This is a genomic window from Nitrospira sp. (assembly GCA_024998565.1).
Lineage (GTDB): Bacteria > Nitrospirota > Nitrospiria > Nitrospirales > Nitrospiraceae > Nitrospira_A.
Map to the genome: position 1 here is coordinate 121,487 of JACOEM010000009.1, position 12,688 is coordinate 134,174.

At 61.4% G+C, this 12,688-nt stretch carries 8 protein-coding genes; 3 read left to right on the plus strand and 5 right to left on the minus strand.

Annotated elements, in window-relative coordinates:
- Nucleotides 1-155: 155 nt before the first annotated feature.
- Together H8K11_15105 and H8K11_15110 are read right to left on the minus strand one after the other, a co-directional pair.
- Nucleotides 156-2,516 (minus strand): response regulator, encoded by a 2,361-nt coding sequence (locus H8K11_15105; protein MCS6265082.1) that lies wholly within the window; start codon nucleotides 2,514-2,516, stop codon nucleotides 156-158.
- A 116-nt stretch (nucleotides 2,517-2,632) separates the two neighbouring features.
- Nucleotides 2,633-3,955, minus strand: a complete 1,323-nt coding sequence (locus tag H8K11_15110) for an outer membrane protein transport protein (protein MCS6265083.1) — start codon at nucleotides 3,953-3,955, stop codon at nucleotides 2,633-2,635.
- 455 nt (nucleotides 3,956-4,410) lie between these two features.
- Here H8K11_15110 and H8K11_15115 point away from each other — a divergent pair, with 455 nt between their 5' ends.
- From H8K11_15115 to H8K11_15125, 3 genes are all read left to right on the plus strand, one after another.
- Nucleotides 4,411-6,699, plus strand: a complete 2,289-nt coding sequence (locus H8K11_15115; GenBank protein ID MCS6265084.1) for a PBP1A family penicillin-binding protein — start codon at nucleotides 4,411-4,413, stop codon at nucleotides 6,697-6,699.
- A 92-nt stretch (nucleotides 6,700-6,791) separates the two neighbouring features.
- Nucleotides 6,792-7,232: a polymer-forming cytoskeletal protein gene (locus tag H8K11_15120; protein MCS6265085.1), complete on the plus strand. Its 441-nt coding sequence runs from the start codon at nucleotides 6,792-6,794 to the stop codon at nucleotides 7,230-7,232.
- 174 nt (nucleotides 7,233-7,406) lie between these two features.
- Complete coding sequence (locus H8K11_15125; GenBank protein MCS6265086.1) at nucleotides 7,407-8,489, plus strand: AI-2E family transporter; 1,083 nt, start codon at nucleotides 7,407-7,409, stop codon at nucleotides 8,487-8,489.
- A 22-nt stretch (nucleotides 8,490-8,511) separates the two neighbouring features.
- Here H8K11_15125 and H8K11_15130 read toward each other — a convergent pair whose 3' ends face one another.
- Genes H8K11_15130 through H8K11_15140 form a run of 3 tightly spaced genes read right to left on the minus strand, consistent with a single transcriptional unit; the run spans nucleotide 8,512 to nucleotide 12,616 of the window.
- Nucleotides 8,512-9,105: a DUF3365 domain-containing protein gene (locus H8K11_15130; protein ID MCS6265087.1), complete on the minus strand. Its 594-nt coding sequence runs from the start codon at nucleotides 9,103-9,105 to the stop codon at nucleotides 8,512-8,514.
- The gene (locus H8K11_15135; protein ID MCS6265088.1) at nucleotides 9,090-11,582 is read right to left on the minus strand and encodes a HAMP domain-containing protein; all 2,493 of its coding nucleotides are present in this window, start codon (nucleotides 11,580-11,582) and stop codon (nucleotides 9,090-9,092) included. The genes H8K11_15130 and H8K11_15135 overlap by 16 nt, the downstream gene beginning before the upstream one ends.
- Nucleotides 11,567-12,616, minus strand: a complete 1,050-nt coding sequence (locus H8K11_15140; protein ID MCS6265089.1) for a hypothetical protein — start codon at nucleotides 12,614-12,616, stop codon at nucleotides 11,567-11,569. Before H8K11_15140 ends, H8K11_15135 begins: the two co-directional genes overlap by 16 nt.
- Between the last annotated feature and the right edge of the window lie 72 nt (nucleotides 12,617-12,688).

Here is a 12,688-nt window from a genome sequence, read left to right on the forward strand (position 1 = left end):
TCGATTGTCGCGCAATGCGCGACGATCAACTCATGCGCGGTGTCGGCATTACATTGACCTGTAAGATGTTCAAAAGGCCGTTCAGCAAGGCCGCAGCTAGCGGGAGGCGGCAGTGTCTTGCGGGAACGCCGCTGGCGGACTTTTTCCGCATCCTGCTAGGCGGGCGAGACTGAGTGAAGGATCTCGCGCACCATGCGGATCAAGTCTTCGGGCGAGAAGGGCTTTTGCAGAAAGGTCGTGTGGCCCTGGGTTTCATCTCCTGTGACGGGCGGGTTATCGCTGTATCCTGACATGTAGAGCACTTTCATCTCCGCGAAGTGACTGCGGAGGCGCATGGCCAACTCTTTGCCGTTCATGCCGGGCATCACGAGATCCGTCAGCAGCAGGTCGATGTGGAGCGCGTTTCGTCGGATCAGATCCAGTGCCTGGAAACCGTCCTCCGCTTCGTGCACGGTGTAGCCATGTGTGCGCAGAATATGCTGCGTCAGTAGGCGGACCGCCGGCTCGTCTTCCACCAGCAGGATGATTTCTGTCCCCGAGGTGTGGGCCGGCTCCGATTGAACCGGCGGGAGGGCCGTGTACGGGGGGACGACTTCCGGCAGAAACACGGTCATGGTGGTACCCTGACCCACCGCGCTTTCGACCGTAATGGTCCCGCCGCTTTGGTGCACGATGCCATACACCGTCGAGAGGCCGAGACCGGTTCCGCGACCCGGCGGTTTGGTCGTGAAAAATGGCTCGAAGATCTTGGCCTTCGTGGCCGGGTCGATGCCGGTCCCCGTATCGTGCACCCGCAGACGCACATAGGTGCGGGCGGTGCGCGTGTCATGATCCGTCCCCCAGACCTCTTCCCGGGAAACCTGGCGGGTATCGATGGTCAGGGTGCCTCCATGCGGCATGGCATCGCGGGCATTGACGGCCAGGTTGAGCAGGACCTGTTCGAGTTGGACGGCGTCGGCTTTGACCCAGAGCGGAAGAGGGTCGAGTTGCAGAACGATCGAGATGTGTTCACCGATCAGGCTCTTCAGCAGCGCCATGAGGTCACGAATCACCCGGTGAAGGTCCAACGAGACCGGGTGGAGCATTTGCTTCCTGCTGAAGGCCAGTAACTGGCCGGTCAGCGCCGCGCAACGTTCCCCCGCGCGTTGAATTTCCTGCACGAAGTAGCGGGCTGAAGAATTCTGGCTCAGTTCCTGGAGCAGGACCGCGCTATAGCCGAGGATGACGGTCATCACATTGTTGAAGTCGTGCGCCACGCCTCCCGCCAATCGCCCGACGGCCTCCATTTTTTGGGCCTGCCGCAACTGGTCTTCCAGTTCGCGGGCCTCCGTAATGTCTTCAGTGATCCCGCTCAGACTATCGACTTCACCCGTCGCGGTATGGTGGATGACCATCCGGTCGTGAATCCATCGGACCTGCCCGTCGGGCCGTATGATCCGATACAGCAGGTGCAGGTCGCGTCCGGTCGGATTCGCAATCTCCGCATCGTAGACCTCGCTGACGACCTGTCGATGGTCCGGGTGGATAAAATCCCGCCAGAGCTTTGGATTTTCATAGAATCGCGCGGCAGGCAAGCCCCAGATCCGCTCGAAGGCCGGATTGACGTACAGGACCTGCGGCGGATTCGCCTGCGCAAACCACACGCCCTGGTTGAGATTGTCGGTGAGATAGTTGAATCGCTTTTCGCTCGAGAGCCGCGCGCCTTCCGTCCGCCTGTGTTCCAGGACTTCATTCTGCAGCCGCGCGTTGGCCTGGGCCAGGTCGGCCGTGCGTTCGGTGATGCGCTGTTCCAGATCGGTTTGCGCGGTGCGCAGTTGCTCCTCGATGACGCGGCGATCGTGGATCTCTTTGGTGATGTCCTGATTCAGTCGTTCGACCGCTTCCGTGCGGGTCGTCAACGACCGTGCCAGGGCCACCTTCTCCAGTTGCAGGCGCATCGAGGAGAGCAGCACGCGGTTGAAGTTCCAGGCCGAGTGGATGGTGGCCAGGAGAAACAGGACGCCCATGCCTCCCATGATCAGATGGAACTCGTGTCCGCTGAGAAAGAGGTGTCCGAGGATTGGAAGTGTCAACGGAACCGCGTACCACAAAAACAAGGGAAAGGAGACAGAGAGGACGGACACCGCGCCGGCCGTCATGCCGCCGAGCACGAACAGTTGGACCAATTCATAGGGGAGGGGAATATCCAGCGTGAGAAAATACACGCTGCTGCCCCATCCGAACCCTGCCATGCTGGTCGTCACCAGCATCCAGCGGTGCCAGTCTGCGCTGCTCCAGGAGGTCGGCCACGCTCGCCGATAACTCAGGATCAGGATTGCCCGCATGGCGGCGACCATCCACAGGCCGGCGATCCAGAGCAGCAGGGGCGTATGCGGAACGACGGACCATTCCACCGCCGCGAGAACGGCGGCATTGATGGCGCTCGCCACCACGCCGGTCGGCATGTTGCGGTACAACACCTGAACTTGCAGGGTATGCAGATCCGGAGCCGGATCGGTGTGGGATGGGCGATCCATACGAAGGCCTTGCTCTGAAGCAGGTTCACCGCGCACAGGGTACCGATGGCAGCATCACGATGTGCGCGTGTCTCGTAAGTACGCCTACTCTACCATGATCGTTGGAAGGCCGGGCATCAAAAATTCACACGGAGATTGATGGAGCCGACATGCAAGGTCGTGCGATACGTTCCGTTGACGGTGGGATTGACGTTCCCCGCGACGGTTCTGCCCTCGTACAGAATGGCCTGGTAGGCCAGATCGATTCCGAGGCCTTTGGGGCTGAGGGTCTTGTCGGATCCTCCGCAGGGGATGACCCCGAAGAATTTGCCGTGCCCCCGGCACATGAATCCGAAGCCGGTGGAGACGGCATGATTGTCGCCGTCGGGAATGGCAGGGTTGAAGGTCTGATCGGGAATCGCCTTCTGAGAATGCCAATAGCCGGCGCGTAAGGCGACATCCCAATCGGGCAGCGGTGCGGGGTTCAGCCACTTGTATTCCGTGCCGACCATGACGGTGTAGCCGCTGGTCCAGTTGGCCGGGGTGGCGATGGCGAGCCCGTTCGACAGGGTCGTATCCAGATTGCGGACCGATTTCCAGCCGGTGTAATCCACGTCCAATTCCAGTTTCCACTCCCGCTCGTTATCCCGGACGGGCCAGAGTGCGATGCCGCCGGTGAGAACCTGCGGGACCACAAACGTCGTGCGGGCGTCTGCCACACGCGTGCCGCCGGCGAGCAATTGCCCGTCGAGATGCAGCGTCGCCTGGCTGCGGTAGATGAGGCCGATGTTGACGAGCGGACGTCCGTCCCCGTTACGCAGCGGCGTATAGAGCAGGCTGGCATTGAAGCCCGCGGCCGTGTCGCGCCCGTTCAATTCCATGCCGGTGCCGGCCGGGATGCCGAGCCCGCCGGGCCAGCGAAATTGTCGCTCAACCTGTCCTTCTCCGAAGGCTCCGGAAAACGTATAGATGTCCGCTCCCAACCCGATCGCCAGATCCGGCAATGGCCGGAAGGCGATGGAAGGGCGAATGTCGATCAGCTCGAACGCGGCTTTCGTGGTCGCCGTGGAGAACGGACTGCTGTCCGGCCAGCGCGTCAAGGTGCCGAACGGGCTGAAGACGGCCAGGCCGATGGCGGTGCGGTCGGAGGAGCCGATGCCGAGGTCCTTGAGATTGGCCGTCATGTAGATGTTCGACGGAGGTGGAACCGCCACACTCCCGCGAAGATCGCCGTTCGCCTGGGTGCCCGCGCCGTTCTGAAACGAGAATCCACCGGCGATGAGAGTGGTGCCGGCTGAGAACTGAACCCCGCGGAGTTGTGTCATGCCGGCCGGATTATAGTACCCGGCGGAAGCATCGTCGGCTTGCGCCGTGAATGCCGACGCCTGGCCGGTTGCCGAGGCACTGTGATCGTAGATGCGAAAACTTCCCGCCCGGGCTGTCGATGGGGTGGAGGTGATTGCGGTGATCAGGGCGCAACAGGCAATGAGTATGCGGGCGAAGGGGGCACCGTTTCGCTTCCACCGGCGCCGCGATGGGGTTTTCCCGTGGTGCGACGGCCGTGCCGCGGGCACGTAGGGTCTCGGTGAATCACCGGCATTAAGAAGGCGTAGAGTCCTCACGGTCATGTTCCTCGTATGGATGAGTCTGTCAGTAACGCAATCAGCCTGCCGGGGCGCGTGGTGTGTGCAGTTAACGTTGTACGGGTGTGATGCGCAGAGCCGACGCGTATTCCGGACGTCCTGATTGGTGCAAGAGCGTAAAAACTCGGCAATGTGGCGCTCATCTAAGAGAAGGCACGGGACTTTGTCAAGCTCGGGTGCCGGGGGATCTTCCTGAATTGCGCTGTGCACGCATGTGATTTCGTTCGCTGGATCGCGTATGCTCGGCGGATGGGGACGTGGTGGTGCTATTCGTGAGACGCTGGATCGTGCGAGGGCTTCTGGTCATGGCCGGCGTCGTGGTCCTTGCCGCAGGAAGTGGGGTGACCTACGGGCTCTACCTCTCGGCCAGTCTGGCATTGCCGGCCGGCGACGAGCATCCCCCCCGCCTGATCTACGGCGCCCCGTTTCTGTTGAAGCCCGATCTGGATATTGCCTCCGCTCATCTGATCGAGCGCCTCAACCGGCTCGGGTATCGCGCGGTCGAGACGGCCGTGCGCACCCCCGGCGAGTATCGTGTCACTCCCGCAGAGATCGATATTTACTTGCACGAGTTTGCCGATTTTCACCTGCGACCGGTTCCGGCCCGCTTGGTGCTCGACCAGGGGCGAGTGACGAAGGTGCTGTCGATTCAAGGGGGCGATGAGTTATTCCCCGCCTATCTGGAGCCGCAATTGATCAGCGGGTTGCGCGGCGCTTCGCGGCAGGTTCGGGAATGGGTCTCGTATGACGATCTGTCGGCACGATTTCTCGATGTGTTGCTGGCGATCGAAGACCGGCGATTCTTCAGCCATCCCGGCATCGATCCCATTGCCGTGGGCCGTGCGGTCTGGACGAATGTGACCCGTGGCACGGTCATCCAGGGCGGCAGTACGATCACGCAGCAGTTGGCGAAGAACCTGTTTTATTCTCCGCAACGCACGTTCGGGCGGAAGCTGAAGGAGTCGATGGCGGCATTGGTCCTGGAGGCGAAATACCGCAAACAGGCGATCCTCGAAAGTTATGCGAACGAGATTTATCTCGGGCAGGTCGGGTCTGTGTCGATTTATGGAGTCGGGGAGGCCGCGCACCGGTATTTCGGCAAACGCGTGGATGCATTGAGCTTGGAGGAGACCGCGCTGCTGGTCGGGATGATCAAGGGGCCGAATACCTATTCACCATTGAGAAACCCGGCGTTGGCCAAGCAGCGTCGCGATGTGGTGCTGGGCCGGTTGCACGAACAGGGGCTCGTGAGCGAGGACGCGTGGAAGCAGGCGGTGATGACGCCCGTCCGGGTCATGCCGCCGCAGGACACCTTGGCCGATGCGCCGTTTTTTGTCGACCATCTATTGAGACAGGTGGAAGAGACGACCGGAGCGCCCTTGCCGGACGGCGTCAGGGCCTACACGACACTCGACCCCGTGTTGCAACGACTGGCCACTCAGACGCTGGAGAGTGAACTGAGTAAACTGGAAGCGGCCTATCCGGCGCTGACCGGCCACAGCAGTCCGGTTCAAGCTGCGCTGGTGGCGCTCGATCCCGCAACGGGCGGCATTCTTGCGATGGTGGGCAGTCGTGACTATCGCACCAGCCAGTTCAACCGGGCCGTGCAGTCGAAACGCCAGCCCGGCTCGTTGTTTAAGCCGTTGGTGTATCTCGCGGCGTTCGAGGCTCGCCGCGAATTGAGCGGTGGGCAACCGATTACGGCGGCCACCTCGATCGTCGACGAACCGGTGACGTTTGAGTCGGGGGCCGGGGTGTGGGCACCGCAGAATTACGACCATCGGTTTCACGGCACGGTGTCCGTGCGGACGGCGATCGAACAATCGCTGAATATCCCCGCCGTGAAGATCGCACAGGCCGTGGGGACGAAGCGAATTCTCCAGATGGCAGAGAAGCTGGGGATTCGCAGCCCGCTGGCCGACAATTTGTCCATTGCGTTGGGAACGTCCGGCGTCTCGCTGTTGGAGATCACCTCGGCCTACGGAGCCCTGGCACAAGGGGGGCTCTATGTGGCTCCCTCGGCGTTGCAGGCCGTGATGACTCCGGAAGGGGATCCCGCCTGGCATCGTACGCCAGTGCGGCATCAAGCGGTGTCCCCGCAAGCGGCCTATGTCATGACCTCGTTGCTCAGGGGTGTCGTCGAGCGCGGCACGGCGGCCAAGGCGAAGGCGATGGGCCTGCGCGGGACTGTGGCGGGAAAAACCGGGACGACGGATGGGTATCGCGACGCCTGGTTTGTCGGGTACACGCCGGATGTGGTGGTCGGTGTGTGGGTGGGATTCGACGACGAGGAGGCGCTGCATCTGACCGGAGCACAGGCGGCGCTACCGATGTGGGTGGAGTTCGTGCGCCGGATCTCGCCGGCTGCGACGCGCGAGTTTGCGTTGCCGCCTGCCGTGGTCACGCGCGACATCGATCCCCAGTCGGCCCAGTTGGCGACTTCGAAGTGTCCGCAGCGGTCGGCGGAGTTGTTTATCGAAGGTACGGAGCCTTCGATCTACTGTGAAGTACACGGCAGCGGCTTCTGGGAACGGGTCAAGCGCAGTTTTGGTTTTTCCTAGGTACGATGCACAAGCTGGTGTAGGCTCGGCTCATGTTGGGATGGTCCTCCAGTTCAAGTTCATCGGACATTGCCTGGGAGAAGGAGCGCGTGATGATGAAGAAGTCCGGCTTTGTGGAAAACGACAATATCACCCTGTTGGCCAAAGGGGTCTTGCTCAGAGGCGAGATTCGCGTTGAAGGCACGGTCCGTATCGACGGGCGGTTGGAAGGCGATCTTCACACCACGGGGACCGTCGTGATCGGCGAAGACGGCATCGTGCAGGGAACCATCACAGCCGGGATCATCATCAGCAGCGGAAAAATCAAGGCGACGGTGCGGGCGACGGAACGGCTCCAATTGCTCAAGACCGGTCTGCTCGTCGGCGAAGTCCACGCGCCCGCCTTCTCCATGGAAGACGGGGCGAAGTTTCAAGGGATGTCGGATATGGGCGTTGCCTCCTGGGGCGACGAAGCCCAGAAACTTCCCGGCAATGTTCGGGATATTGCCTCGCAGCGTCCCAAGGCCGTCGCCATGCTCGGCGAAAACGCCTGACGGCTCGCTTTCCCGCCCTCACGCTGCGCACCCCGTGCGCCCTATGGCATCATAGGGTCTCCTCCCAGCCTGGCGGCAGTCCTCTGTTCAGGCACAGCGGTCGTCAGACCGACGCGTGACATCCTGGACAGGTTCTGCTATCAACGGCTGCAATCGCAGGTACTCTTCACGACTATGAATCGACAACAGATTTTTGCGCTCTGCTTTTTCGGCGTGCTGCTGGCGCTGCTGTATCAGATGGGGCTGATGTTTCGCCCTTTCGTGTTTCCGGTCCTCTGGGCGGTGATTCTTGCGCATCTGTGTTTCCCCCTGCACATCCGGCTCACCGCCTGGTTGGGAGGACGGGAGTCGCATTCGGCTGTGCTCCTGACATTGGCTGCGCTGGCCCTGGTCGTGGTGCCGCTGGTGGTGCTGAGTGTGATGCTGGTGAAGGAAGCCGGATCCGCTGACCGCGCGGTGCGGGAATGGATTGCCTCAGGAGGCGTTCAGCAGTTGCCCGATCGGTTGTCCGGACTACCGGGAGGCCCTGTGGTGAGGGAGTGGCTGGAGCGGTTCACCGGCAGGGAAAGTGATCTCGAACAATTCGTGCTCTCAAGCGCGAAGACCTTCAGTAAATTCATCGTGGGCGAGTTGAGCGATCTTGTGCGGGACGTCTTTATGTTGGTCGCCGACTTTCTCGTCATGATGTTTACCCTGTTTTTCTTCTTCAAAGATGGCCGCCACTGGCTGGCGTCGCTGTATGCGTTGATCCCCCTGGAAGCCTCGCACAAGGACAAGATCCTGGCTCGCCTGGATCAGACCATTCGCGCCGTGGTGAAAGGCATCGTGCTGACGGCGATTGCACAGGGGCTGCTCGCCGGAGCGGCCTATGCGGTGCTGGGTGTGCCGTTTCCCATGGTGTTGATGGCTTTGACGATTCTTCTGGCTCCGCTCCCGTTCGGCGGGACGGCGCTCATCTGGGGGCCTGTGGCCTTGTACCTCCTCTGGGCCGGTACGGTGGGCAAGGGGCTGGTCATGCTGGCCTGGGGGATCGGGGTCGTCTCCACAATCGATCAGATCCTCAAACCGCTGTTCATCGGGCAGGGCGCGGAGATTCCCGTGTTGCTCCTCACCTTCAGCGTGCTTGGGGGCTTGGCGGTCTACGGGATCCTCGGATTGTTTCTAGGGCCGATTCTTGTCGGACTGTTCCTGACCGCTCTGCAGATCTACCGGGACGACTACCAGCAACACCTTCCGGCCCCGCCGGCCGCATCGTAACCAGCCGTTTACCTGCCGGTTGTCAGTCGAGGGGAATGGTAATCGTCATGCCCCCCATCACGTCATTCAACGCGAAGTCACGTTTGGGGCTCAACGGGTGGCTGTTGTGACACTTCACGCAGGCGGCTGAGATGGCCCGATCGGAATAGATGGCCTGAAAGTATTGTTTGCGGCCGCTGGTCACGATGCCTGTAAAGGGGCGGTCGGGGGTCTGCGAAAAACTCTCCAGCGCCCGGCGTTCCAGGTCGGTGGCCGGGGCATTCCGCTGGTAGATGGGCCAGAGGCTGATGAGGCGGTAGCGAATGCCTCTCCCGGACTCGGCCACGAGTTTGCCCGAATGTTGAAGGAACTGGGCGGGCAAGGGCAGGGCATTTTCGTGTTCCCAATGTTCCGCGGCGGAGACGATGCCTTTGGCCTGCATCCGGTTGACGACCTGGTTCGTATAGATGGTTCGATCGGCATCCAGAACCGCGTGCACGAAGTCCGCTACTTTTTCCGGAGGAATGCCCGGAGGCGGCGCGACATCCTTGGCCTGCAATGAGTAGGTCGAGGCGCAGGCCAGCGCCAGTGCGAGCCACAGCGGCCGTGCCCGAATGACCGTCAGGATGAGACGCATGGCTGCTCCTTTCGTACCCCGGCCTTGTCCGCCGGCAGGGTGATGACGCAGGTCGTGCCCTGGCCTTCCGGACTCTCCAGGCGAATCTCGCCGCCGAATTTCTTGATCAATCGCTGGGCCACGGTGAGACCGAGTCCCGATCCTTCCCCTTGTCCCTTCGTGGTGTAGAACGGATCGAAGACTTTGCCGAGATGGTGTTTGGGAATGCCGGGGCCGTTGTCCCGTATCGTGATCGTAATCAGATCGTCCTGTTCTTCTGTCGTCAGCCAGAGGTCGCCTCGCCCGCTCATGGCCTGAATGGCATTGGTGAGGATGTTGATAAACGCCAGGCGAAGCTGGTCGGGCAACGCCGTCACCGGCGACACCGCCACATAGTGTTTCTGGACATTCAGGCCGAGGCAGTCGTGCGAAGTCTGCACAATGGCCAGGGCCTGCTCCAGTTGGGCGGTCACATCCACCGGCACACGCTGGCTTTTCGATTCTCGAGCCGCTACTCCGGTGAAGTCCCTGATGATGGCCGCCATCTTCCGGCCGTGTCCGACGATGTCTTGCGCGTAACCCTTGGCACGAGCCAGGTCCGCTTCCTCCTGGATCGCCTCCCCGAGACCCAGAATGCCAAACAGCGGGTTGTTGAGTTCGTGGCCGATGCCGGCGGTCAGCACATCGAGGCTGCCTGATTTTTCAGCTTGGATCAGCTGATCCTGCAATCGGCTTTCATCGGTGGTATCACGCAGCACGAGGCCGAAGCGTTTGCCTGCCCCGCTACGACTTTCCAGCGGAAACCATTCGTAGTGGTACAGGTGCGAGCCGATCCGTAATTCCCGCCGGGCCGAGGGGGACGCCTGGCTGAGGGTTTGATTGAGCGGGTCGCGCGCCTCTTTCAGGGCGGGTTCCTGGTTCGGGCTGGGGGGCGCGGTCGATTTGCTCTCTTCAACGAGTCGTAGGTCTCGCCGCAAAGCCTGACGGTGATCGTCGTCCAGAGGGAGAAGATCAAAGAGCAGACGGCCCGACCAGCTTTGCTCCTGTGGCTGGATGGCATCCCGGGACGCGCGGTTCATATACTGGACCAGGCCTTGCTGGTCGATCATGATGATCGGGGTCGGGACGGCGTCGAGCACCTGATCCGTCGATTTTTGGAGGTACTGCACCTCCTGGGTTTTTTCTTCCACCTGGGTGCTCAATCCGGCAAAGGCGGCCTCGAGTTGTGTATTCATGCGGTTGAATTCGACCGCCAGCTCTTCCAGTTCATCTCCCGTGTGAATCTGGATTGGCTCCTGCAATTCTCCTCGCCCGATGAGGCGCGCGGCCTCCTGCAGTCGTCTGACCGGCGTCACAATCCGGCTGGCGGCGAAATACCCCAGTGTGGCGAGCAAGCCGAGCGCGATCCCGGCGAGGATCATCATCCACATCATGAGATGCCGGATCGGGGCGAACAGCTCGTCGGAGGATTGCCAGACAAAGGTGTGCCAGGCGCCATTTTCAAGGGAGCCGTTCGTGGCGCGACTGGTTTCGGGGAGGGGAGCGAATCCGATGATGGCGGTGCCCTGGCCGCCGTGCCCGTCACTGTCGGCCGTGACCCAGCCCGGTTGACGCACCGTCACCTGGGGAATCAGCGATGCGCCTGAGAGCTGAACGCCGGTCGGCAGGATCGGGCAGCTGAGGACCATGCCTCGGCTATCGATGAGCATCACATGGCCGGTCTTGCCGAACCGGATGGGGTGGGTCGAGGGAGAGAAGAACTCCTTGGCATCGATGACCCGGTGGAGCACGCCCACCACTTCATACCGAAGGCTGTCCATGACCGGCAGGGAAATGCTGAAGACATAGGCATTGGCCTGTTCGTCGAAGTGAAGATCTTCGATGTAGAGCTGGCCGACTCCTCTGTTGAACGAGCCTTTCCACCAGGGACTGTCGGCATGGGAGAAGCCGGGTTTGGTCGTCAGGGCGGCAAAGAGGTTTCCCTGCACATCCGTGATGAACAGCTTCTTGGTGGCGGCGCGCACGACCTGCGGCAGGAGTTGGTCCGGTTCGCTCTGTGAGCCGGCGTAAAAACCTTGCAAGAGAAGGGCGGTGGAATTTCCCGTGATCGCCTTGATCGAAGCCGGGTCTCTTGCCGCCCAGCGGGCCCGTTGTTGCACGAGAGCAGGCAACGTAGCGTTCGGATCGGAGGCATGAAGCGCGTCGCGACGCTGTTCCAGCGCGCGCACGATATCCGGGTGGACCGCGATGCGGGAGGTCCTGGCCACCTCTTCCGCCACGAGGAGGTCCAACTTGCGGGCTGCCTCCGTGGCTAGCGCCTGGAAGCTTTCCCCGCTGACGACCTGGATTTCCTTCGAGCCTTGCAGGAAGGCCAGGCTGAGGCCGAGCAGGAGGGGAACTACGCCGACCATCAGCATGGACACGATGAGCTTACGTTTCAGGCCCCATCCGAGGGCGTTCGAGAAGGAGCTCGAAGGATTCGTCATAGTGGCGCGCATGATATGGTCCGCTGCACCTGTGGAAATTCGATACGAAAGGTCGTGCCCACCCCCACGTCGCTTTCGACGCAAATATGACCGTCCATTTTCGAGATCACCGACATCACATTGTACAACCCCAACCCTGTGCCTTTCCCGGGAGGTTTGGTGGTATAGAGCGGTTCAAAGATTTTTGAGAAAGCTTCCTTGGGAATGCCGCACCCGGTATCGCTGACTGAGGCACTGACCTGTCCGTCCGGCCCGACGGTGGTTTGGAGCGTCAATGTGCCGTGATCCTTGATGGCCTGGACCGCGTTCGTGATCAGATTGACGAAGACATGCAGGAGTTCGTCGGGATTGCCCATTACGCTGGCTTCGTCCGCATAGCGTTTGACAACGGTGACGTCTTGCAGCGTCACGGCATAACGGGCGATTCTCAGCGCTTCGTCCAGTTTGGTGTTGAGGTTGACCATGACCTCCTCACCGGCTCCGTTGCGTCTGGCGTAGCGGGTCAGGTCGCGACAGATGGCGCTGGTGCGCTTGACGGCCTGCGTGATGTCGCGAGCCTGCTCGTGGACGACCGCGAGGTCCTGTTCGTCTTCCAGATTTTCGGCCAGTCCGAGAATCAACTGCAGCGGATTGTTGATGTCGTGCGCGATGCCGGCCGCGAAAGAACCCAACCCGGCAAGTTTGTCGGCCTGGAACAATTCAGCTTCCAATTTCGACTGATGTTGGACGAGTTTCCAGAGCAGCCTGGTGGCGGCCCCGCTCAGGACCTCGGCGCCGGGACGCTTCAGGGTGTGGATGAGCGGTTCCATGGATGGGTCACCGGTCACATCCATGATCAGGTTCACGCCATGATTCTGGATGAGATCCTGTACCCGCTCCGCAACCAGCACATTCAGGTCTCGCGCCCGCTTGAGTCCCGGAGCCGTCGGATCCCTGTCCGCAATGCCGACGATCTCCACATCCGGAATCTGATGGAGGAGATCCAGGAGGGCGGTTCCACCTTTCCCGGCACCGATGATGGCGATTCTCGTCGAGCAGAGTTTCATGGCCGCATTCCGTGGTGTGTTGCGAGAACCGATCTGCAGGGAGCCTGACTGACTCGCACCTTTTTGTCGGGG